This window comes from Mesorhizobium sp. RSR380A (assembly GCF_054719385.1).
The window spans coordinates 777,077-803,648 of sequence record NZ_JBTTIB010000001.1 but is presented as its reverse complement, the minus strand read 5'-3'; the positions used below and the strand labels follow the sequence as shown (position 1 = coordinate 803,648).

Annotated in this window: 19 protein-coding genes; 11 read left to right on the top strand and 8 right to left on the bottom strand. The window is 64.3% G+C overall.

Going from position 1 to position 26,572, the window contains the following annotated elements:
* Position 1 precedes the first annotated feature (1 nt).
* Complete coding sequence (locus ACYG9Z_RS03965) at positions 2 to 1,474, bottom strand: MATE family efflux transporter (protein ID WP_023753107.1); 1,473 nt, start codon at positions 1,472 to 1,474, stop codon at positions 2 to 4.
* Between the two features lie 176 nt (positions 1,475 to 1,650).
* On the opposite strand from ACYG9Z_RS03965, the gene ACYG9Z_RS03960 reads away from it, so the two are divergent.
* Positions 1,651 to 2,445 (top strand): L,D-transpeptidase, encoded by a 795-nt coding sequence (locus tag ACYG9Z_RS03960; RefSeq protein ID WP_023705536.1) that lies wholly within the window; start codon positions 1,651 to 1,653, stop codon positions 2,443 to 2,445.
* A 78-nt stretch (positions 2,446 to 2,523) separates the two neighbouring features.
* Here the strand turns inward: ACYG9Z_RS03960 and ACYG9Z_RS03955 are convergent, their stop codons facing one another.
* Positions 2,524 to 3,999, bottom strand: coding sequence for an esterase-like activity of phytase family protein (locus tag ACYG9Z_RS03955; RefSeq protein ID WP_023714765.1), 1,476 nt, complete (start codon positions 3,997 to 3,999; stop codon positions 2,524 to 2,526).
* 161 nt (positions 4,000 to 4,160) lie between these two features.
* Entirely contained in the window at positions 4,161 to 5,186 is a 1,026-nt protein-coding gene (locus ACYG9Z_RS03950) for a LacI family DNA-binding transcriptional regulator (protein ID WP_023697001.1), read from the bottom strand.
* A 194-nt stretch (positions 5,187 to 5,380) separates the two neighbouring features.
* On the opposite strand from ACYG9Z_RS03950, the gene ACYG9Z_RS03945 reads away from it, so the two are divergent.
* The 5 genes from ACYG9Z_RS03945 to ACYG9Z_RS03925 all read left to right on the top strand — a co-directional run bounded on the left by ACYG9Z_RS03945 (position 5,381) and on the right by ACYG9Z_RS03925 (position 10,368).
* Positions 5,381 to 6,412 carry a Gfo/Idh/MocA family protein gene (locus tag ACYG9Z_RS03945; RefSeq protein ID WP_023697000.1) on the top strand — a complete coding sequence of 344 codons (1,032 nt, stop codon included), beginning with the start codon at positions 5,381 to 5,383 and terminating at the stop codon, positions 6,410 to 6,412.
* The gene (locus ACYG9Z_RS03940) at positions 6,409 to 7,317 is read left to right on the top strand and encodes a sugar phosphate isomerase/epimerase family protein (protein WP_023753109.1); all 909 of its coding nucleotides are present in this window, start codon (positions 6,409 to 6,411) and stop codon (positions 7,315 to 7,317) included. Before ACYG9Z_RS03945 ends, ACYG9Z_RS03940 begins: the two co-directional genes overlap by 4 nt.
* A 116-nt stretch (positions 7,318 to 7,433) precedes the next feature.
* The gene (locus ACYG9Z_RS03935) at positions 7,434 to 8,447 is read left to right on the top strand and encodes a substrate-binding domain-containing protein (RefSeq protein WP_023668307.1); all 1,014 of its coding nucleotides are present in this window, start codon (positions 7,434 to 7,436) and stop codon (positions 8,445 to 8,447) included.
* Between the two features lie 86 nt (positions 8,448 to 8,533).
* The gene (locus tag ACYG9Z_RS03930) at positions 8,534 to 9,331 is read left to right on the top strand and encodes an ATP-binding cassette domain-containing protein (protein WP_023696998.1); all 798 of its coding nucleotides are present in this window, start codon (positions 8,534 to 8,536) and stop codon (positions 9,329 to 9,331) included.
* A complete protein-coding gene (locus ACYG9Z_RS03925) occupies positions 9,328 to 10,368 on the top strand; it encodes an ABC transporter permease (protein WP_023668309.1) in 1,041 nt (346 codons plus the stop codon). Before ACYG9Z_RS03930 ends, ACYG9Z_RS03925 begins: the two co-directional genes overlap by 4 nt.
* A gap of 318 nt (positions 10,369 to 10,686) precedes the next feature.
* Here the strand turns inward: ACYG9Z_RS03925 and ACYG9Z_RS03920 are convergent, their stop codons facing one another.
* Entirely contained in the window at positions 10,687 to 13,473 is a 2,787-nt protein-coding gene (locus ACYG9Z_RS03920) for an ATP-dependent helicase (RefSeq protein WP_460222877.1), read from the bottom strand.
* A 284-nt stretch (positions 13,474 to 13,757) separates the two neighbouring features.
* On the opposite strand from ACYG9Z_RS03920, the gene ACYG9Z_RS03915 reads away from it, so the two are divergent.
* Positions 13,758 to 16,070, top strand: coding sequence for a glucose/quinate/shikimate family membrane-bound PQQ-dependent dehydrogenase (locus tag ACYG9Z_RS03915; protein ID WP_023753113.1), 2,313 nt, complete (start codon positions 13,758 to 13,760; stop codon positions 16,068 to 16,070).
* Between the two features lie 764 nt (positions 16,071 to 16,834).
* Entirely contained in the window at positions 16,835 to 17,728 is an 894-nt protein-coding gene (locus ACYG9Z_RS03910; protein WP_023753115.1) for a dienelactone hydrolase family protein, read from the top strand.
* A gap of 3 nt (positions 17,729 to 17,731) precedes the next feature.
* On the opposite strand, the gene ACYG9Z_RS03905 is transcribed toward ACYG9Z_RS03910, so the two are convergent.
* The 4 genes from ACYG9Z_RS03905 to ACYG9Z_RS03890 all read right to left on the bottom strand — a co-directional run bounded on the left by ACYG9Z_RS03905 (position 17,732) and on the right by ACYG9Z_RS03890 (position 20,416).
* On the bottom strand, positions 17,732 to 18,181 hold the full coding sequence (locus ACYG9Z_RS03905) for a response regulator (protein WP_023753116.1): 450 nt from the start codon (positions 18,179 to 18,181) through the stop codon (positions 17,732 to 17,734).
* Positions 18,178 to 19,326: a histidine kinase dimerization/phosphoacceptor domain -containing protein gene (locus tag ACYG9Z_RS03900; RefSeq protein WP_023753117.1), complete on the bottom strand. Its 1,149-nt coding sequence runs from the start codon at positions 19,324 to 19,326 to the stop codon at positions 18,178 to 18,180. Before ACYG9Z_RS03900 ends, ACYG9Z_RS03905 begins: the two co-directional genes overlap by 4 nt.
* A gap of 260 nt (positions 19,327 to 19,586) precedes the next feature.
* Complete coding sequence (locus tag ACYG9Z_RS03895) at positions 19,587 to 19,784, bottom strand: hypothetical protein (protein WP_013531006.1); 198 nt, start codon at positions 19,782 to 19,784, stop codon at positions 19,587 to 19,589.
* Positions 19,785 to 19,930: 146 nt separating this feature from the next.
* A complete protein-coding gene (locus tag ACYG9Z_RS03890; protein ID WP_031244278.1) occupies positions 19,931 to 20,416 on the bottom strand; it encodes a thioesterase family protein in 486 nt (161 codons plus the stop codon).
* A gap of 102 nt (positions 20,417 to 20,518) precedes the next feature.
* On the opposite strand from ACYG9Z_RS03890, the gene ACYG9Z_RS03885 reads away from it, so the two are divergent.
* The 3 genes from ACYG9Z_RS03885 (at position 20,519) to ACYG9Z_RS03875 (ending at position 26,539) form a co-directional block, all read left to right on the top strand.
* A complete protein-coding gene (locus ACYG9Z_RS03885) occupies positions 20,519 to 21,928 on the top strand; it encodes an FAD-binding oxidoreductase (protein ID WP_023690898.1) in 1,410 nt (469 codons plus the stop codon).
* A gap of 65 nt (positions 21,929 to 21,993) precedes the next feature.
* Positions 21,994 to 22,428: a hypothetical protein gene (locus ACYG9Z_RS03880; protein WP_155921615.1), complete on the top strand. Its 435-nt coding sequence runs from the start codon at positions 21,994 to 21,996 to the stop codon at positions 22,426 to 22,428.
* Between the two features lie 157 nt (positions 22,429 to 22,585).
* Positions 22,586 to 26,539 (top strand): AsmA family protein, encoded by a 3,954-nt coding sequence (locus ACYG9Z_RS03875; protein ID WP_023753119.1) that lies wholly within the window; start codon positions 22,586 to 22,588, stop codon positions 26,537 to 26,539.
* The last annotated feature ends 33 nt before the right edge of the window (positions 26,540 to 26,572 follow it).

Here is a 26,572-nt window from a genome sequence, read left to right as displayed (position 1 = left end):
CTCACCCGTTTGGCGTCCCGGGCGCCATGTTTGCCCGTCCGCGCGGGATGCCGAGGCCGGTGTCGGGCGGCTCGCCGGCGGCCGGCCGGTCCTCGATCATGTGCATGGTGCGCCAGCGGCCGAGGCGATAATAGGCGGCGGCCAGCACCAGCGAGGTGATCGATCCCGCCGGAAAACTCCACCACAGCGCTTCCTCGCCGATGTAGCTCCTGAAGAAGTAGGCAAAGCCGGTACGCACGACCAGCACGGAAATCACCAGAATGATCAGCGGCGGCATCACGGCACCGGTGGCGCGCACAGTGGCGAACAGCACGATGGTGACGCCGAACAGGATGAATGACCAGGACGCCACCTTGTTGATGTGGGCTGCAATGTCGATTGCGGTGCTGTCGCCGCTAAGGAACAGGCCGAGCACCGGCCTGTCGAAGAAGAACAGCAGCGCCACCAGGGCGCCGGTGAGCACCAGGTTGAAGCCGACGCCGGACGCCGCGATGCGACCGATGCGGTCCCACCGCCCTGCGCCGACATTCTGGGCCGCCATCGACGAGACTGCGGCGCCGATCGCCAGTGCAGGCATCTGGATATAGGTCCACAGCTGCGCCGCGATGCCGTAGGCGGCGGCGACCTGCGAGCCGTAGGAGTTGACGATGCCCATCACGGTCAGCGCCGCCGCCGAAATGACGATCATCTGCAGGCCCATCGGCACGCCCTTGAAGACGACGATCCTGAGCAGCGCCGGATCCGGCCGCAGCAGAGCGAGGTTCGCGCCGGCGAGCCGCAACGGATGCTTTCTGGCATAAAGCACGACGAGGATGGCGATCACGCTCACCGTCTGGCCGATCAGCGTCGAGGTGGCGGAGCCGGCGATGCCGAGCTCGGGGAAGGGGCCGATGCCGCGAATGAGCAGCGGATTGAGGATGATGTCGAGCACGACGGCGAGCGCCATGAAGAAGAATGGCGTGCGCGAATCACCCGCACCGCGCAGCACCGTCATGACGAAGGACAGAAGATTCATCATCGGCACGGCGACGAAGATGATACGCAGATAGGAGCGCGCCAGCGGCAGCGCATCGGGCGGGGTGCCCAGTGTGTTGAGGATAGCGTCGACCCAGATCCAGCCGCAGACGGCGAAGATAGCCGAGACGAGGAAGAAGAAGCTGGCGCTGGTGCCGACGATGCGCCGCGCCTCGGGCAGGTCGCGGGCGCCGACCGATTGCGCCACCAGGATGGTCGCGGCCATGCCGATGCCGAACACGGTGCCGAGAATCAGGAACAGCACCAGATTGGCGTTGGAGGTGGCGGTCAGCGCCGATTCACCGAGGAAGCGGCCGACCCAGACGGCGTTGATCGAACCGTTGAGCGATTGCAGCACGTTGGAGCCGAGCACCGGCAGAGCGAACAAAAGCAGCGTGCGCGGAATCGGGCCGATGGTCAGGTCGCCGGTGCGCCGGCGCGGTGGTATTTTTTCGTCCATGGGCTGTTCGGCGAAGGTTCATCTCAAAGTCCGCCCGGCAATGATCGCCGATTTGACGGACAAGGTCGATGCGGCATTGGAACATCACGCTTAACGCGGCTGAGGCGATCAGGTTCTCAAAGCTTGCGTAATGGGCTATGGGTCATCGCCGCGAGGGGCCGCAAACCGGGGGGATCATGTCCGACAATCCATTATTTTCCGAGCGCCTGAATAGGCGCGCATTTCTGGGAGCATCCGCTTTGGGTGCCGCTGCCATGGCACTTTCGGCCTGCACAACCACTGATGTGGCAGTACCGCCGACGCCGGCGCCGGCACCCGCACCCGAGCCCGCTTTCGGCGATGCCGCCACCATGTATTCGGCGCGCGTCGATGAGGGCTTTTCATTGCCGGCAATCCCCGTGGCCAAGCTCGATCCGAAGTTCGTGCGCCAGATCGTGGACGATCCGACCGGCGAAAAACCCGGCACGATCGTCGTCGATACATCCGAGCATTTTCTCTATCTGGTGCGCGACGGCGGCAAGGCAATGCGCTATGGCGTCAGCCTCGGCAAGGCCGGGTTTGGCTGGACCGGCAGCGCCGTGATCCAGGCGCGCAAGAAATGGCCGGTGTGGACGCCGCCGCCCGAAATGATCCAGCGCCGGCCGGAACTGGCGAAATACAAGGACGGCATGCCGCCGGGACCGCAGAGCCCGCTCGGCGCGCGTGCGCTCTATCTGTTCCGCGACGGCAAGGACACGATGTACCGGCTGCACGGCACGCCGGAATGGGATTCCATCGGCAAGAACGCGTCGTCGGGCTGCGTGCGCTTCATGAACCAGGACATCATCGACCTCTACAGCCGGGTCAACGGCGTAGCCCAGGTCTATGTGCGCCCGAACCTGTCGGCCGCGGGCAAGATCATGGCTGTGTCGAGCCGGACCGCCGAGCCGATCGATGCCGGCGTGCCAAGGGATGCGGAGATTTTGAAATAGGTGCCTTCACGGCATCGCTGATCGCCGACAAACGGTTAGAGGCGGACGCGCCGGGCGCGTCCGCCTTTCCGTATACGGCTACTTCTTGGCGAGGCCCGGAAGCGTGACCTGATAGACCAGGAACATGGTGTCGACATCGGCGCCGTCGTCGGCCTTGTAGGGCGCGCCGACCTGAAAACCGTCTTGGGTGAGAAAGTCGTTATCGTTGCCGACGAACAGGAAATAGTCGTCGGGCAGCGCCGGATCGAGCAGGCTGACCACAGACATTGCTTCCCACTTCTCCGAGAGATTGTTCTTGTCGTTCGGCTTGCCGTCATGCAGGCCGAAACGGCCGAGTTCCTTGTTGTCGTTGATGTCGATGAACGGCGTCAGCTTGGCCGGCGTCACCGAGGGGTCGAGCACGCCCTTGGGCGCCAGCGGCTTGTCGGCGGCATCGAAGGCGCCGCCGGCAATGTCGGTGGCGCCAGAGACGTCGACGACGAAAATCTGGCGCAGCAGCGAAGTATCGCCCTTCACCCCCTGGCCGTTTCCGCTGTCGCGCGCCAGCATCAGGAAGGTCTTGTCGGACAGCGCCACGATTTCGCTCTGCGCGGCGACCTTGGTCTTGTCCTTGGCGTCCTTGAACACCGGCAGCGGCACGGCATATTCATGCACCAGCTTGAGATGGGCCGGGTCGGAGGCGTCGTAGACCAGCGCGCGGGTGTTCTGGCGCGTCGCGGGCGAATCGCCGCCATCCTGGCGGGGCGCCGACTGCAGCACAGTGATCAGCGACTTGCCGTCCGGCGTCAGCGCCATGCCTTCGAGGCCTTGATTGTTCTGGCGGCCGGTTTCGGGATCCTTCGGATCGGGTTCGGCTGCACCGGGGCCCGGATTGTCGGAGGCGAAGTTCGGCGCGCCCTTGCGCATCGGCACCAAAGCGGCGGGCGGCTGCGTTGCCGACAACAGATGGCCGTCGGCCGAGAAGCGGTAGATGTTGGGGCCGTATTCGTCAGAGATGAACATGGTGCCGTCGGGCAGCCGCGCGATCGCCTCATTGTCGAGCGCCAGCTTGCCATTGGCCTCGGGCAGGATCGGCAGGTCGCCATTGGCCGCGCGCACGCCGTTGAGCGGATCGAGGCCGGTGGCGTCAGCGCCCTTGTCGTCGGTGAGGAGCAGGGAATCGGCAAGCGTCGCCTTGACGCCTGTCTGTTCCTGGCCGGAGGTGGGCGTGGCGCCCAGTGCGGTCGGCGTGAATTCGATATGAATAGTGTTGAGGCGCGGCCGGTAATCGGTGGTGCCGACGACATTGTAGCCACGGTCCGGCAGCAACCAGAGCGAGCCCTTGTAGCCGTCCGCGCCACGGGTCCAGCTTGCGGCGTCGATGGACATGCCGGAGCCGGAGCCGAAGGTCTCGCCGAACTTGTCCTTCTGATCGGCCGGGATGCGGCCGACGCCGACCAGGCCCTTGTTGACGAAGCCGCCAACGGTGGCGGTGCTGTCGGCAAGGGCAGGGGTCAGGGCGGTAAACAGCGCCAGCGCGGCGCCGAGCGACACGGTTCGGTGCGAGATTTTCATGGAGATCCTTTTTGTGACAAGCCTTGAGCGGCGCAAAGGGGCCACCGCATCGCATCGACGATGTCGCCCTCTCGCAAAGCGGTCTAGGACGCGAACATGATACTTGCGTGACAGAGAGGGCCTCTTCCTTCTCCCTTGTAGGAGAGGGAAGAGCGCAATGATCAATCGCTGTCGCGGGCGATCAGTTCCAGCGGCCAGACTTCGCGGATGATGCGCGGACCTTCCGGGCCGGCAAAGGCGGGAAGCGAGGCCAGCAGCATTTCGGCCAGCCGCCGGCCCATCGGCTCCAGCGACGGACGGAAGGCGGTCAGCGCCGGCGAGAAATAACGGCAGAGCGGCGTGTCGACGATGACGATCACCGCGATGTCGTGGCCGGGCCTGATGCCCATCTCGGCCAGTGCCTTGCAGCCGCCGAGCGCCATTGCGTCATTGTTGAAGATGATGGCTGTGGGCCGGTCCTTGGAGAGCATCACGCGCGGCGTCACCTGGTAGCCTCCGGCCTCGTTGATGAAGCCGTCGGCGATCAGGCCGGGGTCGACTTCGATGCCATGCCGCCCCAGCGCCTTGCGGTAGCCGTCGAGGAACAGGTAGCCGAAGTTGAGATCCAGCGAAGGGCGGATGGCGGCAATGCGGCGGTGGCCGCGCGCGACCAGCCGGTCGACGGCTTCATCACCCGCCCTCTCGAAATCGATATCGAGCGAAGGATAGGTGTCGTCGCCGGATTGACTTCGGCCAAGCGTGGCGAAGGGAAAGCCAGCCTTGCTGAGATAGTCGATCCGATCGTCTTCCCGCCGTGTATTGGCCAACACGACCGCGTCGGCTCGGCGCGTCTCAACCACGCGGCGCAGCCTCTCCTGCTGATATTGGCCGGGCTCGCCCATGACGACCATCAGATCCAGGTCATCCTCGGCCAGTCGGCCCTGCAGACCGATCAGGAACGGGATGAAGAACGGTTCGCCATATTGCTGGTCGCCCGGATGCGGCTGCAGCATGAAGGCGATCGAATGGGTGGTGCCTTGCCGCAGACTGCGGCCGGACTGGTTGGGCGAATAGTTCAATTGCTTGGCGGCGGCGAGCACGCGCTGGCGGGTGTCGGCATTGACGTCGGCGCGGCCGTTCAGCGCCCGCGACACGGTGCCGATCGAAATGTTCAGGTGACGCGCAAGGTCATGGATGCTGGACGCCAAGGACAGTTCTCCCCCTGTCTTGGCTAGCACCGGCTGCCGCCCAGGCCAAGGCTTCGGGATGATTTTCGCTGGCAGCCGATTGACATTCTACGCCATCGGGTGTGTTCTCGTAAACGTTTACGGAGAAACGTTTACGGTGATGCCGGAAATGCCGTGACATTCGGTCTGGAGGGACCGGACGGGAGGAATGCTGGATGATGAATGCCGTCCTCGTCGGCTGTGGTGCGATGAGCAAGGCCTGGCTCGATGCCGCGAGGCAGATCGACGGGCTCGCCATTGTCGGCCTTGTCGATCTCGACGCCGAACGGGCGCGGGCGAGGGCACGCGAATACGGGCTCGATAGCGTCGTCATCGGCACCAGCTTGGATGCGGTTCTCGACCAGACCAAACCGCAAGCGGTGTTCGATGTCGTGGTTCCCGCCGCCCGCCGCGACGTCGCCTTTGCCGCCTTTGCCCATCATTGCCATCTGCTGACGGAAAAGCCGCTGGCCGATACTCCAGAAAATGCGCGCGCCATCGTCGATGCGGCACGTAACGCGGGGCGTATCCATGCGGTCGTGCAGAACCGCCGCTACGTCGCCAATGTCCGGCGCATCAGGCGCTTTCTCGACTCCGGCGCCATCGGCAAGCCAACCAGCATCCATGCCGATTTCTTCGTCGCGCCGCATTTCGGCGGCTTCCGCGAGGAGATGGCGCATGTGCTCTTGCTCGACATGGCGATCCATACTTTCGACGCCGCCCGCTACATGGTCGGCGGCGATCCCGCCGGCGTCTTTTGCCAGGAATGGGAGCCGGCGAATTCCTGGTACCGGCAGGGATCGTCGGCCAGCGCTATCTTCGATCTCGGCGGCGGCAAGGTGTTCACCTATGCAGGCTCTTGGTGCGCGGCGGGCTTCCGCACCAGCTGGGAGAGCACGTGGCGCATCGTCGCCGAGCACGGCAGCCTGGTCTGGGACGGCGAGGACGGGCTGAAGGCCGAAGTTGTGTTGTCGGTCCGCGACGGCCTGTTCGACCTGACCCAACCCATCACAGTGCCGCCGCTCGATCCCGCCGACCGCATCGGCGGTCATCTCGGCATCATCAAGGATTTCATCCACGCCATCGAGACCGGCAGCGAGCCGGAAACCCGTGGCAGCGACAACATCAAAAGCCTGGCCATGGTTTTCGGCGCCATCGAAAGCGCCGAGACGGGGCGGCGCGTCGCAATCACACAGGAAGCATCATGATGCCGAACCCGCTTCTCGACATCCGGATCGGCACCATGGTGCGGGCCAATCTCGAAGACCCCGCCGCCTACATCAAAGAGATTCTGCCTCTCGGCTTCGAGAGCATCCAGCCCTTCTTCTGGCAGACGCTGGGCGGCAAGGATTTGCCGCGGCTCGCCGGTGAGATTCGCGAGGCGATCGGCGATGCCGATGTCGCCGTGTCGTCGATCGGCGTGTTCGGCAATCCGCTGGAGGACGGCGAGCTCGATCGCGGCGTGCTCGCGGCCTGGGAAACCGTCATCGACAATGCGCATCTGTTCGGCGCCTCGACGGTCAGCGGCTTCACCGGCCGCCTGCGTGGCAAGAAGCTGACAGACAGCCTGCCGCGCTTCCGTGAGGTTTGGGGTCCGCTGGCCAGGCGCGCCGCAGACAAGGGCGTGCGCATCGCCTTCGAGAATTGCGCGATGGATGGCAACTGGGCGGCCGGCGACTGGAACATCGCCCACAATCCCGATGCCTGGGAGTTGATGTTCAACGAATTGCCCGACGACAATCTCGGCCTCGAATGGGAGCCCTGCCATCAGCTGGTCTATCTCATCGACCCGATGCCGCAGATCCGCAAATGGGCGCCGCGCATCTTCCATGTCCACGGCAAGGACGCGACGGTGCGCTGGGATGTGATCCGCGAGCACGGCGTGTTCGGCAAGCTGCCCTTCGTGCAGATGCGCACGCCCGGGTTTGGCGACAGCGACTGGACGCGGGTGATCAGCGAATTGCGGCTGGCCGGTTACAAGGGCGCCATCGACATCGAGGGCTGGCACGACCCGGTCTATCGCGGCGACCTCGAAATCACAGGCCAGGTGCGCGGGCTGGAATACCTCAAGCAATGCCGGGGAGGAGCGACCTACCTGCCGAACCCGGCGTGACCGAGGGCCGGTGGGAGGAGCCGGCCTGACAGATTGCCAAGCACTGCCGACAAGCACTGCCGACAGGCGAACGACGAAACCCCTCGGCTCACCGAGGACAAAAGGGAGGAACGTGCATGAGCATCGCAATGAGAACGACACTTCTGCGCTCGACCGTCGTGGCCGCCGCCACGGCGCTGTGCGCTGCCATCTCCACTCTGCCGGCGCAGGCGCTCGACGCCCAGTGGTGCAAGGATGTCCACATCCGCTTTTTCGTCGGCGGCGCCGAGGGCGACGCTTTCGGCACCATCGTCTACAATGGCGCCAAGCAGGCGGCGTCCGATCTCGGACCCAAGGTCGACTACATCTTCTCGCAGTGGGACGTCGAGAAGATGGTTCAGCAATTGCGCGAGGCCGTCGCCGTGAAGCCCAACGGCATTGCCATGATGGGCCATCCCGGCGACGCCGCGATCATGCCGCTGGCCGAACAGGCGCACAAGGACGGCATCAAGATGATGTACCAGAACGTGCCGGTGCCGACGGTGGTGGCTGCGTTCGGCGGCGGCTATGTCGGCGCCCAGCAGGAGCAGCAGGGCCGCGCGCTCGGCACTGAGGCGTTCAAGCTCGGGAAGCTCAAGTCCGGCGACAAGGCAATCATGATCGGTCCGTTCGAGAACGAGGCCCGCGGCGCGCGCGAGCGCGGCACGGTGGCAGCACTCAAGGAAGCCGGCGTCGAGGTCATCCAGCTGTCGTCGCCGCCGAGCGGCGAATGGGCGTCCGACCCCAATTTGGCGATCCCGGTGATCACCGCGGCCCTGCTCAACAATCCCGATGTCAAGGCGGTCGGCTATCCCGGCGGCCAGATGCTGGGCAACGTCGCCACCTACATGCAGGCGGCGGGGCGCAAGCCGGGCGACATCTTCAATTTCGGCTTCGACACCAGCCCGCAGATCGTCGAGGCGTTCAAGGGCGGCTGGGTGCAACTGACGGCCGATCAGCAGCCTTTCCTGCAAGGTTATCTGCCGATCCTCAGCCTTTGCCAGCAGGTGGTGCTGGGCCTGGCGCCGATGAATGTCGACACTGGCGCCGGCTTCGTGACGCCGCAGAATTACGAGATCGTCGCCGAGCTCGCCAAGCAGGCGCTGCGCTGACCTCCCAAGCTGCCGGCTGGGCCCAAGCCCGGCCGGCAGGACCGCCGGCACCAGGCCGGGATGATACCACAGGAGCGAGGATCGCCATGGCCGAACGCATCATCGAACTGCGCGACATCAGCAAATCCTATGGCCAGGTCTATGCGCTGGGCGGGGTCAATCTCTCGGTCGACCGCGGCGAGGTGGTTGGCCTGATCGGCGACAATGGCGCCGGCAAATCGACGCTGATCAAGATCCTGTCCGGCGTCGTCAAGCCGACCAGCGGCGAGATCCTGGTGCGCGGCAAGCCGGTGACCGGCTGGAGTGCGGCACGCTCGCGCGACGCCGGCATCGAGACGGTCTTCCAGGATCGGGCGCTGGCCGTGCAGCAGACCATTGTGCGCAACATCTTCATGGGCCGCGAACTCACCGGCTTCATGGGCTTTCTGAAGGTCAATAAAGAGATAGAGGAGGCGAGCCGGCTGATGCGCGAGATCGGCTTCACCTCGAAGGTGTTCACGCCGCACTCGATCGTCGGCCAGCTCTCGGGCGGCGAGCGCCAGGGCGTGGCGATCGCGCGCGCCATCTACAAGCAGGCCGAGCTGATCATCCTCGACGAGCCGACGACGGCGCTGTCGCTGACCGAGACCGCCAAGGTCTTCCATTTCGTGCGCCAGGTGCGGGCGAGCGGCCGTTCGATCCTGTTCATCGGCCACAACATCCACCACGTCTTCGACATCGCCGACCGCTTCGTGGTGATTGACCGCGGCAAGGTGGCGCTGACCGCCGATCGCAGCCAGGTCAAGTCGGCCGAAGAGCTGATCAACTTCATGGAAGAAGTTGCGCATCCCGGCGGATTGCCGGGCCTGCACGATGCCGGCGACGCGGAGAGGGCAGCACGATGAGCAAGACCATGGAACCCGATCTGCAGAGTCCTCTCGGCGGCAAGGCAGCCCGGCCTGAGTGGAAGCACCCGTCCGACCACTGGCTGCGCGGTTTCGTCATCGACAACCGCGCAGCGCTCGGCACGCTCGCCGTGTTCATCATCATGATGGCGGCGTTCCTGATCGCCAACCCGACCGTGTTCACCACCTGGTATCTCTACAGATCCGTGCTGACCACGCTGCCCGTTGCGCTGTTCGTGGTGGTGCCGCTGGTCTTCGTCGTCACCTGCGGCGAGATCGACCTGTCGTTTCCCGCAACCATGGGCTTTGCCTCCTGGGTGTTCGCGCTGGTGGTGCAGGCCGGCTACGATCCGTTTCTCGGCATCGCAGCGGCGATTCTCACCGGCACGCTGCTCGGCTTTCTCGTCGGATCCCTGGTCGTTTATGGCGGGCTGTCGTCGCTGATCGCCACCCTCGGCATGAATTTCCTGCTGCGGGGACTGATCCAGATCATCAACGAGGGCAGGTCGACGGCATTGACCGGTCTCAGCGACAGCTGGGCGTACACCATCTTCTCCGGTCAGGTGTGGGGTTTTCCGGTACAGGTCTTCTGGGCACTCGCCTTCGTCATTTTGTCGGCAATGCTCTACAACCGGCACCGCTTCGGCGCGCAGGTGAGGGTCGTCGGCGACAACCCCGACAGCGCCCAGCAAATGGGCATCGACGTCAAGCGTGTGCGGGTGAAAGTGTTCATCTTCACCGGCATCGGGGCCGCGATCGCCGGCACGTTTTCGGTGATGATCAACTTCACCTGGTGGCCGACCGCGGGCGACGGCTATCTGCTGCCGGTGCTGGCGTCAGTGTTCGTCGGCGGCACGCCGACCTGGGGCGGCATCGGTACGGTTGCCGGCGGCGCCATCGGCGCGGTCACCGTGTCCTTCATCCAGACCGGCGTCGTGGCGGCGGGCTTGAGCGGCTTCTACGTGCAGTTCTTCAACGGCCTGATCATCATCCTGTCGCTGCTGGGGCATAAGTGGAACCAGGCGCGGTACAGGTGAGGGGCGGGCTAAATTGACGGGGACGCTCATGTTGCGGACCGCATGCCCCGACGACTGGGCAGACGCCCGTCGCTTCGTCATTCTAGGGCGGAGCAGGAGCGAAGCTCCGTCGCGTAGACCCTGGAATCCATTCCGCGACCTTGGAGTGCAGCTGTGCAGGATTCCGCACCGTGGCAACGCGTTGAAGACGCGGGATGGATCCTCGGGTCTACGCTGCGTCGCTACGCTCCTTGCTCCGCCCGTGGATGACGAGGCGGGGAGGGCTCCGCCAGACTACAACAATGTGGTCGCTTGTAGGACAACAGGACAAGCGGGCGCTCACACCGCCGCCACAAACCCGTCGAGCACGCGTTTCTGGCCGGCCTTGTCGAAGTCGATGGTCAGCTTGTTGCCTTCAATGTTGGAAATGTTGCCGTTGCCGAATTTCTGGTGGAAGACGCGGTCGCCGACGCTGAAGGGCGAGGGCGTGTCGGCGACGGATTTGGCGACCAGTTCGCCGTCGATGGTGCGGCCTTTGACCGAGGTGCGGCCGGCGCCATAACCGCTGTCGGTCTCGCCATAGCCGATGCGCTCGACCTGATGGCCGGAGCGCGAGCCCCAGTTGCGGTCGGTGGCCTCGGTGCGGTTGGCCTGCGCGCGCTGCCAGCCGGGCGTGGCATAGGTGTTGGAAAAGGCGCCGGATTTTTCCGCGCCGACATTGTCAAAGCGCGAGGCGCCGTAGGGGTTCTGCCGTCCTGCGCCCTGGCCGCCACGGCCCGACGCGAACGAACCGCCGCCATAGGAATTGCCGTAGCCGCCGTAGGAATTGCCGCTTTCGGCGACCTCGACATGGGCTTCCGGCAGTTCGTCCAGAAAGCGCGACGGGATGGTCGACTGCCACAGGCCGTGGATGCGGCGGTTGGAGACGAACCACAGATGCAGGTTCTTCTTGGCCCGGGTCAGGCCGACATAGGCGAGACGGCGCTCTTCCTCCAGGCCGGAGCGGCCGCCTTCGTCCAGCGCGCGCTGGTGCGGAAACAGGCCTTCCTCCCAGCCGGGGAGGAACACGGTCTCGAATTCGAGGCCCTTGGCCGAATGCAGCGTCATGATGTTGACGGCGTCAAGCTCGGCATTCTGCTCGGCGTCCATGACCAGCGCGACATGTTCGAGGAAGGAGCGCAGCGATTCGTACTCCTCCATGGAGCGGAGCAGCTCTTTCAGGTTTTCCAGCCGGCCCGGCGCCTCGACCGAACGGTCGTTCTTCCACATGTCGGTGTAGCCGCTCTCCTCCAGAATGGTCTCGGCGAGTTCGGTGTGCGGCGTGGTTTCCAGCGCTTTCTGCCAGCGTTCGAAATTGGCCGCCACTTCGCGCAAGGCCGCGCGCGGTTTCGGCTTCAGCTCGTCGCTTTCCGCAAGCTTGGCGGCTGCCTCCAGCATCGGGATGCGCAAGCTCCGCGACGTGTCGTGGATCTGCCGGATGGTGGCTTCGCCGAGGCCGCGCTTGGGCACATTGACGATGCGTTCGAAGGCGAGGTCGTCGGCGCCTTGGGCGACGACGCGGAAGAAGGCCAGCGCATCGCGGATTTCCATGCGCTCATAGAAGCGCGGACCGCCGATGACGCGGTAGTTGAGGCCGAGCGTGACGAAGCGATCTTCGAATTCGCGCATCTGGAAGGACGCGCGGACCAGGATGGCCATGTCGTTCAGCTTGTGCTTGGCACGCTGGTAGGTCTCGATGGTTTCGCCGACGGCGCGCGCTTCCTCTTCGGAATCCCACGCGGCGTGGACATGCACCTTCTCGTCGTCCTCGGCGACCTTCTCGGTGAACAGCGTCTTGCCGAAGCGACCCTCATTGTGGGCGATGAGGTGCGAGGCGGTGCCGAGGATGTGCGCCGTCGAGCGGTAGTTGCGTTCCAGCCGGATGATGGTGGCGCCCGGGAAATCCTTGTCGAAGCGCAGGATGTTGTCGACCTCGGCGCCACGCCAGCCATAGATGGACTGGTCGTCGTCGCCGACGCAGCAGATGTTGACTTTGTTTTCGCTCACGGGCCGTTCCGCGCCTGCCGGCACAGGCCCTCCGCCCCCTCTTTTTTGCGCGCCTTCGGCGTCGCGGGAGTCGCCTCGCAACGGCTCGGACGCCTGGTCGGGCTTGCGGCCTTCGGCCGAGCGCGCTTTACCCTCCCCTGGATGGGGAGGGTCGCCGCGAAGCGGCGGGGAGGGGTGACTGGCGCCGGCGCTGCCACCCCCACCCGCGCCGCTACGCGGCGCGACCTCCCCCATCGAGGGGGAGGTAGGTCTTTGCGCCAGGAGCCGCAGCCACATGTATTGCGCGGTGTTGGTGTCCTGGTACTCGTCGACGAGGATGTATTTGAAGCGCTTGTGGTAGTCCTTCAGCACGTCCGGATTGGCGCGGAAGATGCGGATAGGGTGGCAGAGCAGATCGCCGAAGTCGCAGGCGTTCAGGGTTTTCAGCCGCTCCTGATAGGCCTTGTAGAGTTCCCGGCCCTTGCCGTTGGCGAAGCTGCGGGCGTCGCCCTCGGCAATGTCGGCGGGGCCTTGGCCCTTGTTCTTCCAGCCGTCGACCATCTGCGCGAACTGCTTGGCCGGCCAGCGCTTGTCGTCGAGGCCTTCGGCCTGGATCAGCTGCTTGATCAGCCGTACGACGTCGTCGGTGTCGAGGATGGTGAAATCGGATTTGAGCCCGGCCAGCTCGGCGTGGCGGCGCAAGAGCTTGACGCCGATGGAGTGGAAGGTGCCGAGCCACGGCATGCCCTCGACGGCTTCGCCGACGAGATGGCCGATGCGCTGCTTCATCTCGCGCGCGGCCTTGTTGGTGAAGGTCACTGCCAGGATCTGCGAGGGGAAAGCCCTGCCGGTGGCCAGGATATGGGCGATGCGGGTGGTCAGCACGCGGGTCTTGCCGGTGCCGGCGCCGGCCAGCACCAGGACCGGGCCTTCGGTGGTTTCCACCGCCAGCCGCTGCTCGGGGTTGAGGCCGTTGAGATAATCGGGTGCGCTGTTGGGTCCGCTGCGGGCCGCCATGGCGCGCGCGGCTATGCCCGACGGGGCCGCGGGCCGCGCATTGGGTTCGTCGAAAAAGGGCATGTCTTCCGCAAAGCCGGACATCTCCCCCGAATGTAGTGATTCGGGAGCGAAAGACCAGAAGTGTCTACGTTTTGTTCTGGTTTGGAAGTGAGATTCTGGGGCGCAGTGCGAATTTCATCGTCCCGACGCCCGACAATGTCGTGGAGGTGCTGCAGCGTGGGAGCGGAATGAAGTCGAGCGTTTGCTCTCGCCTTATGCTGGCAGGGCCAGCTTGACACACGCGGCCTGGGGGAGAAAGCTGGCGACAGGGCAGGGGCGGCTGCCCGTGAGGCGCTGCAAAGCGCATCAGTCGAAGGAGTATCGTCTTGGCTGTCGTCATCACCTCCCTCATCCTGTTCCTCATCGGCCTCGCACTTGGCGGCGGCGGCGTCTGGCTCGCGATGCTGGGCGGCAGCTGGTACTATGTCGTCACCGGTCTCGCCTTCCTCATCGCCGCATGGCTGCTCTTCCGGCGCAAATCGACGGCGCTCTGGCTCTACGCGGCGATCGTGCTCGGCACGCTGGCCTGGGCGGTGTGGGAAATCGGCTTCGACTGGTGGGAACTCGGACCGCGCGGCGGCATCATCGTGCTTCTGGCGCTGTGGCTGCTGACGCCTTGGGCAAGGCGGGGCCTGACCGGCCCCGACGCGCGAGCGCCGCTCATTCTGGCCGTGCTCGCTTCGCTCGCCGTCGCCGGTTATTCCATGACGGCCGATCCCAAGGACATCGCCGGCGACCTCAGCGCCGACAAGGTGACGCCGACTGCCGATCTCGGCGGCAACGTGCCTCCGGGTGAATGGCACTTCTACGGCCGCACGCAATTTGGCCAGCGCTATTCGCCGCTCGACCAGATCACGCCCGACAATGTCGCCAAATTGCAGCCGGCCTGGACATACCAGACCGGCGACGTGAAAGGGCCGGACGATGTCGGCGAAACCACCTATCAGGTGACGCCGCTGAAGGTGGGCGACGCGCTCTATATCTGCACGCCGCACAATTTCGCCATCGCCATCGATGCCGCCACCGGCAAGGAGAAATGGCGTTTCGATCCCAAGATCAAGCTCGACAAGGACCGCCAGCACCAGACCTGCCGCGGCGTGTCCTATTATGCCGATGCCAAGATCGCCGCCGGCCAGCCTTGCGCGACGCGCGTCTATCTGCCGACCTCGGATGCGCGGCTGATCGCGCTCGACGCCGCCAACGGCCAGGTCTGCCCGTCCTTCGCAGAGGCCGGCACGCTCAATCTGTTGACCAACATGCCGTATCCGAAGTCGGGCTATTATTACTCGACCTCGGCGCCGCTGATTGCCGGCGGCAAGATCATCATCGGCGGCGCGGTCAACGACAATTATTCGACGCAAGAGCCGTCCGGCGTCATCCGGGCCTTCGACGTCGACACCGGCGCCCTGGTGTGGAACTGGGATTCCGGCAATCCGGACCAGACAACGCCGCTGGCGGCAGGCCAGACCTACACCCACAACTCGCCCAACATGTGGTCGACGGCAAGCGCCGACGAGAAGCTCGGCCTGCTCTATGTGCCGCTCGGCAACCAGACGCCGGACCAGCTCGGGATGGCCCGCAGCGCCAATGTCGAGAAGTTTTCCTCCTCGATCACCGCGCTCGATCTGGCCACCGGACAAGTGCGCTGGGTGCGGCAGACCGTGCATCACGACCTCTGGGACATGGATGTGCCGGCACAGCCGACCCTGGTCGACATCACCACCGCTGCCGGCGTCGTTCCGGGCCTGGTTGGACCGACCAAGCAGGGCGACCTCTACGTGCTCGACCGGCGCAGCGGCGAGCCGATCATCCCGATCAAGGAAGTGCCGGCGCCGGGCGGCGCTGTCGAGGGCGATCACACGTCGCCGACGCAGCCGGTCTCGGATCTCTCCTTCAATCCGAGGCCGCTGACCGGCGCCGACATGTGGGGCATCACCATGTTCGACCAGCTGGCCTGCCGGATCGAATTCCAGGGTCTGCGCTACGAGGGCCGCTATACCCCGCCATCGGTGCAGGGCTCGCTGGTCTATCCCGGTAATTTCGGCACCTTCAACTGGGGCGGTGTCGCCGTCGATCCGGTGCGGCAGGTGATGTTCGGCATGCCGACCTATCTGGCGTTCAAATCGCAGCTCATTCCGCGCGACCAGGTGCCGCCCCCGGATGAGGGGCGCGGCAGCGAGCAGGGGCTGAACCGCAATGAGGGCGCACCCTATGCGGTGGTGATGGGGCCGTTCCTGTCGCCGCTCGGCGTGCCCTGCCAGGCGCCGCCATGGGGCTATGTGGCGGGAGCGGACCTCAGAACCGGCAAGATCGCCTACAAGCACCGCAACGGCACCGTCTATGACATGACGCCGTTGCCATTGCCGCTGAAGGTCGGTGTTCCCGGCATTGGCGGGCCGATGATCACCGCCGGCGGCGTCGTCTTCCTGGGCGCGGCGGTCGACGACTATCTGCGCGCCTATGACCTGACATCGGGCAAGCAGCTCTGGCAGGCCAGGCTGCCGGCCGGTGGGCAGTCGACGCCGATGACCTACACCGTCGCCGACGGCCGCCAGTTCGTGGTCATCGTCGCCGGCGGCCACGGCTCGGTGGGCACCAAGCCGGGCGACTATGTGATGGCCTATACGCTGCCGAAGTAGCAGCGATGCGACTTAGGTAGGTGATCGGCCCGGCAGATATTCTGGCAATGTCGCGCCGCCCCTCATCTGCCTGCCGGCATCTTCTCCCCGTATAGTGACGGGGAGAAGGGGCAGCTTCAGCGTTGGCGCCCTTTCCTGCAACGCTGGCGATTGGCGAAATCATCGATGACGGCATCCTTCTCCCCGTCACTATACGGGGAGAAGTGCCCGGCAGGGCGATGAGGGGCAGCAGCAGCCTTGGTCAGCTTGCGTAAGAGATGGCCTTTGAGGCTGGGCACGGAGCCCAGTACTTCATTGGTTAGCTGCGGCCCTGTTTCGGCCTGCTGGATCAGCGTGGTGACGGCCGACGCCGGTCGACGCGGACATTCACCATCCGAGCGGCGGCTGCGGCAGCAGCGGAGCGCATTGCCAGCAAGGCAGCAACAGCAAGCACGAGCGCGCTTGCAAGGATCGGAGTAGACAAGGTCATGGCGTTGTTCCTTCTCGTCGGGCTCGCCGCTACGAGCGAGACCATCATCAGCTTCCTTCCATATTGTGGCGGCACCATCGACATTCTCTGAAATGACCAAAATGTGATGGGCGCGTTCCGCGGGGCCGCCGCATCGTTCGATGGCGCAAGCGTCACCCATCCGAGACTGGACCGTGCGAGCTTGCACCCTATCTTGATCCGCGAGTCATCCCGGAGTGACCGCGAGGTCATCCCGGAGTGACCATGAGGTCATCCCGGAGTGACCGTGAGATCATCTCCTAACGAGGAGCACGCCATGACGAAACCCACCGCCGAAGCCGTCAAACCTGCCAAACCTGCCATCACCCAGGCGATGATCGATGCCTATGACGAATACACGCATCTGACGCTCGACCGCCGCCGCTTCATGGAACAGCTGACCAGGCTTGCCGGATCGGGCGCGGCGGCGGCCGCGATCGCGCCGCTGCTTGCGGCGAATTCGGCGCAGGCGGCAATCGTCGCCGACAACGATCCGCGCGTGAAGGCTGAAGATATCACCTATTCCGGCAGCAGCGGTGAGATGAAGGGCTATCTTGTCAGGCCGGCGGACCAGTCCGGCAAGCTCGGCACCGTCATCGTGGTGCATGAGAACAGGGGGCTCAACCCGCATATCAAGGATGTGGCGCGGCGCGTTGCGCTGGAGGGGTTCGTGGCGCTGGCCCCGGATTTCCTGTCGCCGCTCGGCGGCACGCCCGCCGACGAGGACAAGGCGCGCGACATGTTCACCAAGCTCGACGCCAGCCATGTCACCGCCGATGGTGTGGCGACCATCGCCTATCTCAAGGGCGAGAAGGACGGCAACGGCAAGGTCGGTGCTGTCGGCTTCTGCTGGGGCGGCGGCACGGTCAACAATCTGGCGGTCAACGCGCCCGATCTCGCCGCCGGCGTCGCCTATTACGGCATGCAGCCGAAGGCCGAGGATGTGGCGAAGATCAAGGCGGCGCTGTTGCTGCACTATGCCGGGCTGGACGAGCGCATCGACGCCGGCATCGATGCCTACAAGAAGGCGCTCGACGCCGCCCATGTCGAATACACCGTCTATGTCTATGACGGCGTCAACCATGCCTTCAACAACGACACCTCGGCCGCGCGCGCAGCCGATCTCGCCTGGGGACGGACGATCGCTTTCCTCAAGGAGAAGCTGGCGTAAGCTTCAGGCCGCCTGCGACGCCCATACGCTTTCATAGGCCGGCGACAGCGTAAAACCGGCCGGCAGCACCGAGACCGGGGGCGGGCGCCGCACGCCCTCCTGCAGATAGCGCAACGCCGACACCAGTCCGTTCATCGTGTAGGGCTTGGCGATGACGCCGATCGCGCCGGCGAAATGGTCGGGGATGCGTTTTGGATTGGCGGTCATGAACACCACCATGGAACGGTTACCCTCGCGGATATGCTCGGCAACCTCGACCCCGGTTGGTCCGTCGGCGAGGTGGATATCGACAAAGGCAATATCGGCATCGGCGGTATCAATCATACCTCTTGCTTCGGCCAACGATGTCGCCCAACCCACAACGCTGTGGCCGGCTTCCTCGACGAGGCTTTCCAGTTCCATCGCCAGCAACGCCTCATCCTCGACGATCAGGACCTTGAGCGGTTCGTTCATGACAGCTTCCCTTTCTGCTGCGGTTGGTTCGGCATCGAGATGACGACCTTTGTGCCCGGGCCGGCGTCGCGCCATTCGATGTCGGCATGCAACTGACGGGCAAGCGACTTGATCAGCGGCATGCCGAAAGAAGCATCGCCACTGGCCTCGGCCATGCCGACGCCGTCATCGGAAACCTCGATGTTGAAGTGGCCGTCGGGCTGGCTCATCTTGATGCCGATGCGCCCCGCGGTGGTGCCGTCCGGCTTTTCCTTGAAGGCATGCTTCAGCGCGTTGGTGACAAGCTCATTGACCATCAAGGCAACAGGCGTGGCTTTTTCGGCCGGAATGACGATGGGTTCGAGGTCCAGCGTCGGCTTGATCTCGGCGCGCCCCGATGCGGTCAGCAGGTCGGTGACCAGATCCCTGGCGAAATCCGAGACATCGAAGCGGCTGACATCCTTTGACTGGTAGAGACGGCGATGCACAGTGCTCAGCGCCTCGATGCGCTCCAGCATGGTGGTCAGGGATCGCTTCGTCGCTTCATCCTTGATTGCCCGGCTTTGCATGATGATCAGCGAGGAGATCATCTGCAGGTTGTTTTTCACCCGATGGTCGACCTCGTGCAGCAGCGTGGTCTGCGCCTCAAGGGCGGCCTCAAGCTCGCGCGTGCGTTCCTTGACAGCCTTTTCAAAGCGGTTCTTGTCGGCGGTGATGCGATCCTCGGAGCGCTTGCGATCGGAGACATCGAGCTGCGAGGCAAAGAAGAACAGGAGTTCGCCTTTGTCGTTGGAAACCGGGCTGATGTAGAGCGCATTCCAGAATGTCGAGCCGTCCTTACGGTAGTTCAACAGATCGATGGCGATATCGGTTCCCGCTGCTATCGCGTCGCGCACGCTAGCCACAGCTGCCTTGTCTGTCTCTGGCCCCTGCAGGAAGCGGCAGTTCTTGCCCATGACCTCGTCGCGCTCGTAGCCGGTCAGGCGCAGGAACGCGTCATTGGCAAAGACGATCGGATTGTCCGCCTGACGGGGATCGGTGATGACCATCGACATGCGGGTGGCGCGGATGGCGGCCGCGAACGGATCGCCCTTGCCGTGCTCGGCATGCAGATTGTCCGTCATGTGCCATGCGTCGGCCGGTTCCCTGGTCCTTTTCCAGTCCATGCTTTCACTCCAAGCCGTTTTTCAGGGGTCACAACGGCTTAGACGTGGAATTGGTTCAATCTTGATCTTCTTGTCGCAGGCAGCCGTTTGCGAAACCGAATCGCCGGTTGCGCAAACTGTCGAAATGAACGGTTTTTGAAGGTTGTCGGATGTAGCCGATTCGCTGAAAGCAGGGCTGGCGCCGACCTATAGAAATGATCAGGTCGCAATGGTCCGTGGCGGCGCTCGCCGGTGGCGGCTTTCTCAGAACAGCGGAAACATCAGGCGTGGCCACGCTTCATGCGCGCCTGCTTCAGGATGGCGCGCCAGCGGATCATGTCGAAGGGGATAGGCTCGTTGTTGTTGGCGATGTGGAAGATCTCGTTGTTGACGTTCTTCAACGAGCGCCAGAAATCATAGTCGGTGATGCGCGGATCGGCAGCCAGCCTGTCCACCTCGACCTTGATGTCGGTTTTCATGCACGTTCCTCGAACCGCCTGTTGCCCGCCGCCCGCATCGCAACTCGCATGGCACCGTTCTCAAACGGTCCGCTGAGTCGTTCAATGGCCCAAATGGCTTGTTCACGTTAAAACCTTGGTAAGGTTAACGCGGGCGTGGCAGCGCTTCAAGCGGTCCTGCGGCGAATACCGATCGAACGGCCGGCGCGTTCGGGCATCGGCAGTGCAGAGTGGGCGGCGCGCATGGCTTTCACCTTGGCCTGCACATCGGCGGGGAAGGGCGCGACTTTCGGCCCGGACATGTCGACATGCAGCGACAGGGTTTCGGAAGTGGCGGCGAGCCAGCCATCGACATGGCGGATTTCCTGGTAGGCCCGCAGCCGCTTGTCGTCGTGATCGATCAGCTGGAAGGATACGACGACCTTGTGTTCGAGGTGCAGTTCCTGGACATAGCAAACATGGACTTCGGCCGTGTAGATGGTCAGGCGCCGCTCTTCGACATAGTCCAGCCCCATGCCCATCGCCTCGAACGCCTCATCCGAGCAGCGGTCGAACAACACGTTGTAATAGGCCATGTTGAGATGGCCGTTGTAGTCGATCCAGTCGTTCTCGATGTCCATCGGTTTGGAAACGAAGGGGGCAGGGATGGGCATGGAAAGTTCCTTGTTCTGGTGCTGGACAGAGCGCGGCAGTCGAGACTACGCATCCATAATCGCATAACAAGCGTGGACGCTGGTCCATTCGCGGAGGAATTCATGGCTCTGAGCGACCTCAATCCGGTCGAACGCAACGAGGAAGGCATCGCCGCCGTGCTCGGCATTCTCAAGCAGCAGCTCGGCGAACGCTTCCAGACAGGCGCGGCGATCCGCTCGCAGCATGCGCATACCACCACCTATATCCCGACGCAGGCGCCTGACGGTGTCGCGTTCCCGGAGACGACAGAAGAGGTGCAGGAGATCGTACGTGCCTGCGCCGCGCACCGCGTGCCGGTCATCGCCTTCGGCGTCGGTTCCTCGCTGGAGGGCCACACCAACGCGCCGGGTGGCGGCATCTCGGTCGACACCTCGCGCATGAACCGCATCCTGTCGGTCAACCCCGAGGATCTCGACTGCACGGTCGAGCCTGGCGTAACGCGCGAGGATTTGAATCGGCACCTGCGCGATACCGGCCTGTTCTTCCCCATCGATCCCGGCGCCAATGCTTCGCTCGGCGGCATGGCGGCAACGCGGGCCTCCGGCACCAATGCGGTGCGCTACGGCACGATGCGTGAAAACGTGCTGTCGCTGACGGCCGTCATGGCCGATGGCGAGACGGTGACGACCGGCAAGCGGGCGAAAAAGAGTTCGGCCGGCTACGATCTGACGCGGCTTCTGGTCGGCTCGGAAGGCACGCTCGGCATCATCACCTCACTGACCTTGAAGCTGCAAGGCATTCCGCAGGCGATCTCCGGCGGCGTCTGCCCGTTTCCAAACCTCGAGGCGGCCTGCAACGCGGTCATCGCGACCATCCAGATGGGCATTCCGGTGGCGCGCATCGAACTGGTGAATGGACTGCAGATGCGGGCGATGAAGAATTACTCGAAGCTCGATTACCCCGAGAGCCCGTGCCTGTTCGTCGAGTTCCACGGCAGCGATGCCGGCGTCGCCGAACAGGCCGAAACCTTCGGTGCCATTGCTGAAGACAATGGCGGCGGGCCATTCCTTTGGACCAGCGTCGCCGAGGAGCGCACGAAACTCTGGAAGGCCAGGCACGATGCTTATTGGGCGTCGCTGACGCTGCGGCCGGGCACCAAGGGCCTGTCGACCGATGTCTGCGTGCCGATCTCGCGGCTGGCCGAATGCGTTGCCGAAACCGAGGCCGACATTGCCGAGATGGGCCTGGTTGCGCCGATCGTCGGCCATGCCGGCGACGGCAATTTCCATGTGCTGGTGCTGATGGATGTCAACGACCCCAAAGAGATCGCGCTGGCGGAGAAATTCGTCTCGCGGCTGAACATGCGGGCGATCGCCATGGACGGCACCTGCACCGGCGAACACGGCATCGGCCAGGGCAAGATCGGCTTCCTGCGCCATGAGCTCGGCCATGGTGTCGACATCATGCGCTCCATAAAAAAAGCGCTCGACCCGCAAGACATCATGAACCCGGGCAAGATATTGCCTGCATAGCCGAAATGTGAGGAGCGGCAATGGATACCCTGATTATAAGGGCATCGCTTGGCAAGACACTGTTATTGCTGTCGGCCAGCCTCTTCTTTGTCCTGGCCTGCGCTTTCCTGATTTATGTCTCCGAGGACGGCGACACCGCCGGCCTTTGGTGGTGCGTGGCCTTTTTCGGGCTGGTCGCGTTGGTGTTTGCCTGGCAGCTTGTGCGGCCGCAGATTCTGGTGCTGAACGGACAAGGTTTCAGTCTCGGCGGAGGCCTTGTTCGATCGCCCAAGCTGGTCCCCTGGAAGGATATCGAAAGCTTCTTCGTCGTCCATCGCCGGCGCAGGATAGGCGATATGATCGGGTACAATTTCGCACCGGGGGTCAAGAAAAGCTCCGTCATGGGCAGCGTGACCAAAAGCCTGGGCGCCGAAGCCGCATTACCCCAGGGCTGGACATTGTCGCCCGAGGAGATGGTGGTGCTGCTGAACGAATATCGCCGACGGGCCATGGCAGGATAGTCTCTTACGCACAGGCCGGACCGCGGTCAAAGGCGTCCAAAAATCTCTGCTCTTCCAGATACATCAGAGATCAAGCAACTCTGGATGAATTGCCTCTTTATCGACACGCTGATGCGAGTAGAGTGCGGCTGACTTTCAATCAACCCGTTCGGAGCTGATGCTCGCACGCCTGTTCGTGATCTTCGGTGGCTTGTTTGTGCTGGTGCTGGTTGCGGCGCTGGTGGTGCCGTATTTTGTCGATTGGACCGGGTACCGCGCCCAATTCGAGCGCGAGGCGAGCGCCATTCTCGGCCGCAAGGTGACGGTGCAAGGCGACGCCACGGCGCGGCTGTTGCCGTTCCCCTCGGTGACCTTCTCAAACGTCACGGTCGCCGGCGGCCCCGGCGGCCAGCAGGCAATGACCGTCGAGACCTTTTCGATGGACGCGGAACTGGCGCCGTTCCTACGCGGCGAAGTGCTGATTTTCGATATGCGGCTGGTGCATCCGAAGGCGACGATCGACATCGCCGATAACGGCACGGTCGACTGGGCGATACGGCCGTCCTCGCCCTTCGACCTCAACCAGATCTCGATCGAGAGGCTGACGGTGACGGAGGGAGAAATTGCGCTCCGCCATGCCGCAGGCGGGCGCAGCCATCTGATTTCCGAGATCAATTCGACCATCTCTGCCAAGTCGCTGGCCGGGCCGTGGCGCATGGACGGAACGTTGCTGCTCGACGGACTGCGTTCGACGGTTGCGGCTTCGACCGGCAAGGCCGAAGGCAGCGGCCAGATGCGGCTGAGGCTCAAGGTCGATCCCGATGCCTATCCACTGGTCATCGAAACCGACGGCAATGCCGGCATCGTCAATGGGGCTGCCGTCTATTCCGGCCAGTTCAAGATTTCCGGCAACGACAAGAATTCGGCTACGCTGCGCGGCAGCGATGGTGAGGTTGTCGAGATCAATACGGGCAAGGTCAGCGCCGGCAAGCCCGATCCGGGCTTCCGGCTGAACGGCAAGTTCTCGCTTGATCACCAGAAGCTCGGCGTCGACGAATTCCGCTTCGAGACCGGGCCGCTCGACAATCCCTACACAGCCGACGGCAAGGCTTCGGTCGATCTCGGCCTTAGGCCGAACTTCGCCATCGAGGCCAATGGCGCGCAGGTGCAACTGGACGAGGCGGTGGGCGCTGAGAAGGGCGCCGGCCTGACGCTGGACCAGCGCATTGCCGGAATCGAGCAGGCGCTGCTCGAACTGCCGAAGCCGAGCATCCCCGGCACTGTCGAGGTCAAGCTGCCGGCGGTGGTGGCCGGCGACACCACGGTGCGCGACGTGCATCTCTCGGCCGAGCCGGTCGAGGGCGGCTGGTCGGTGAAATCGCTGGCCGCGACCTTGCCCGGGCGCACGACGCTGGAAGCCAGCGGCATGCTCAGCGTCGAAGATCATTTCGGTTTCAGCGGCTCCATGCTGCTGGCGGTGGCGCAGCCTTCCGGCTTTGCTGCCTGGTTGTCGAAAGATGTCGACGAGGCGATCCGCCGGCTGCCGGCCGCCGGCTTCAAGGCCAAGGTGGAGCTGTCGGAGAAGCGCCAGGCGTTCAGCGATCTCGAACTGATCCTCGGCAAGTCGAAGTTCACCGGCCGCATCGATTCCAACCAGCCCGACGACGCCAAGTCCTCGGTGCTGATGCGGCTCGAGGGCGGCGAACTCGATGTCGACGGGCTGACGGCCTTCGCCTCGATCTTCGTCAGCCACAAGGGCGCCAACCGCTTTTCCGACCGTGACCTCGATTTTCAGATCAAGGCAGGGCCGGTCAATGCCGGCGGGCTCACCGCCGACACGGTCGATACCGCGCTCCGGCTCCGCGACGGGCTGCTCGAAATCGACCGGCTGTCGATTGGCGGCCTTGCCGGCGCCTCGATCAGCGCCACCGGCCGGATCAAGGATTTTCCCGCAAGCCCGACCGGCAAGCTCGATGCCTCGGTGGTCGCCGTCGATCTGAAGCCGCTGATCGACATTGCCGCGCAACACTATCCCGACAATCTGATGCTGAAGGGACTGGCTGGCCGCACGGCCGCCTATCCTGAACTGTTCCAGGACGCGCGCGTCGATCTGGTGGCGAGCGCCGCCGACAATGGCGACGGCACCACCGGGCTGGCGGTGAGCGGACAAGGCAAGGCCGGCGGTTCGGGCTTTTCGGCGTCGCTGTCGGGCAGGGGGGCCGTAGGCCAGTTGCTTGACGCGCCGGTGACGCTGACCTTCAACGCCAAAAATCCCGACGCCACGGCGCTGCTGGCGCTCTACGGCCTGCCGGCGCTGCCGCTCGGCATGCTCGGCCAGGCAAGCACCGATATTTCGGCGAAAGGCACGCTCGGCGGCGGCCTGGCGACGAGCTTCAATTTCGCCGCCGACGACTTCAAGGCGACGTTCGACGGCACCGTTGCTCAGACGCCGCAAGGCGCCACCGCCAAGGGCAAGATCGGCCTCGACGCCTCCGACATCGAGCCTTGGCTGATGACGACCGGCGCCGGCCTGCCGGGCATGGGAACGGGCACCTCGACCTCGCTCAGCGCGGATGCCGATTTCGGCAGTGGCCTGCTGGTGTTGAGCGGTCTCAGCGGATCCATCAACGAGTCGGAGATTTCGGGCGACGTCAACATCGATGCGAAGCAGGGGCTGCCGCATTTTGCCGGTGCGCTGGCGCTCGACGAACTGGACCTCGACCCGATTGCGGTTGCGCTGTTCGGTGACCAGTCGTTCCTCAGCAGCAACGCGAACTGGCCGACGGCGCCATTCAGCCAGAAATCCAGCCTGCCGTTCAGCGCCGATCTCGATCTGACGACGGCGACGCTTGCCGCCGGACCGCTGGCGACAGCCTATGATGCGTCGCTGTCGTTGAAACTGGACCAGGAAGGCATCCGCGTTTCGGACCTGAAGGCAAAACTGCTCGGCGGCGCGCTCACCGGATTGTTCGAGTTGAAGAACACAGACGGCACGGGGCTGTTCTCCGGCCAGATGAGGCTTGCCGGCGCCGACCTGGCGACTGTGCTGCCGGCTGCCGGATTGAGTGGCAACGGCGATTTCACGACAGGGCTGTCGACCAGCGGCAAATCGGTCGACGCGATGATTGCCGCACTCTCCGGCTCGGGCACGGCGGCGCTGAAAGGCCTCACCATTGCCGGCGTCAATCCCGATGCCTTCGGCGCGTTGATTGCCAAGGCCGATGCGATCGGGCGCGACATCGACGTGGCCAAGACCGCGGGCTTTGCACCTGAGATCGCTGGCGACGGCAGCTTTGCTGCCGGCGATGCCGACATCGCCTTCACGGTCGCCGGCGGCACGTTGCGGGCACCACCGATCAAATTCGAAAACCAGGCGGCGACGCTGTCTGCCGACATCACGGCCGACCTCAACACCGGCACCGTCGCCACCAAGGGCGCTGTCACCTACAAGCCTGGCGACGAGGCGCTGATCGGCTCCGATCCGACGGTCAATTTCAGCGTCGATGGGCCGTTCGGGGCGCTGAAGAAGCAGTTCGACAGCGAGCCGCTGGCGCAATTTTTGACCCAGCGCGCGCTGGAAAAGGAGCAGCAGCGGGTCGAGGCGATGCAGGCCGCACTGCTCGAGAAGCAGCGGCTGCGGCGCGAGGTGCGCTACTACGCCGCCCTGCAGACCGAGCGCGACAACGCGGCCGAGGAATTGCGCAAGCAGGAGGAAGCGGCACGGCTCAAAGCCGAGGCCGACGCCAAGGCGAAGGCACAGGCCGATGCGAAGGCACAGGCCGAAGCGGATGCGAAGGCCAAGGCGGATGCCGAAGCAAAGGCCAATGCCGATGCGAAAGCGCAGGCAGAGGCTGACGCAAAGGCCAAGGCAGATGCGGACGCGAAAGCCCAGGCCGAAGAGCAGGCTGCCGAAGACGCCGCCAAGGCCGAGGACGAACGGAAGAAGGCCGAACAGGCTCGGATCGCTTCGCAGGAAAAAGCCAGGCTGGAGGCCGAGCGCAAGGCTCAGGAGCAGGCGCCGAAGGTCGACCGCTCACTTCCCGGCGTCAATGACGGTTCGGCCCCGGCGCCGCCGAAGCCCAGGACAAATCCGTTCTCCGTCGACAATCTGCTGAAGTCGCTGGGCAATTAGGCACCCGCATCGCCGGCGCACCGGTCCACGACT

Coding starts and splice junctions, on each gene's coding strand:
- ACYG9Z_RS03965 (WP_023753107.1), bottom strand. CDS start 1,474: ATGGACGAAAAAATACCACCGCGCCGGCGCACCGGCGACCTGACCATC.
- ACYG9Z_RS03960 (WP_023705536.1), top strand. CDS start 1,651: ATGTCCGACAATCCATTATTTTCCGAGCGCCTGAATAGGCGCGCATTT.
- ACYG9Z_RS03955 (WP_023714765.1), bottom strand. CDS start 3,999: ATGAAAATCTCGCACCGAACCGTGTCGCTCGGCGCCGCGCTGGCGCTG.
- ACYG9Z_RS03945 (WP_023697000.1), top strand. CDS start 5,381: ATGATGAATGCCGTCCTCGTCGGCTGTGGTGCGATGAGCAAGGCCTGG.
- ACYG9Z_RS03940 (WP_023753109.1), top strand. CDS start 6,409: ATGATGCCGAACCCGCTTCTCGACATCCGGATCGGCACCATGGTGCGG.
- ACYG9Z_RS03935 (WP_023668307.1), top strand. CDS start 7,434: ATGAGCATCGCAATGAGAACGACACTTCTGCGCTCGACCGTCGTGGCC.
- ACYG9Z_RS03930 (WP_023696998.1), top strand. CDS start 8,534: ATGGCCGAACGCATCATCGAACTGCGCGACATCAGCAAATCCTATGGC.
- ACYG9Z_RS03925 (WP_023668309.1), top strand. CDS start 9,328: ATGAGCAAGACCATGGAACCCGATCTGCAGAGTCCTCTCGGCGGCAAG.
- ACYG9Z_RS03920 (WP_460222877.1), bottom strand. CDS start 13,473: ATGTCCGGCTTTGCGGAAGACATGCCCTTTTTCGACGAACCCAATGCG.
- ACYG9Z_RS03910 (WP_023753115.1), top strand. CDS start 16,835: ATGACGAAACCCACCGCCGAAGCCGTCAAACCTGCCAAACCTGCCATC.
- ACYG9Z_RS03905 (WP_023753116.1), bottom strand. CDS start 18,181: ATGAACGAACCGCTCAAGGTCCTGATCGTCGAGGATGAGGCGTTGCTG.
- ACYG9Z_RS03900 (WP_023753117.1), bottom strand. CDS start 19,326: ATGGACTGGAAAAGGACCAGGGAACCGGCCGACGCATGGCACATGACG.
- ACYG9Z_RS03895 (WP_013531006.1), bottom strand. CDS start 19,784: ATGAAAACCGACATCAAGGTCGAGGTGGACAGGCTGGCTGCCGATCCG.
- ACYG9Z_RS03890 (WP_031244278.1), bottom strand. CDS start 20,416: ATGCCCATCCCTGCCCCCTTCGTTTCCAAACCGATGGACATCGAGAAC.
- ACYG9Z_RS03885 (WP_023690898.1), top strand. CDS start 20,519: ATGGCTCTGAGCGACCTCAATCCGGTCGAACGCAACGAGGAAGGCATC.
- ACYG9Z_RS03875 (WP_023753119.1), top strand. CDS start 22,586: ATGCTCGCACGCCTGTTCGTGATCTTCGGTGGCTTGTTTGTGCTGGTG.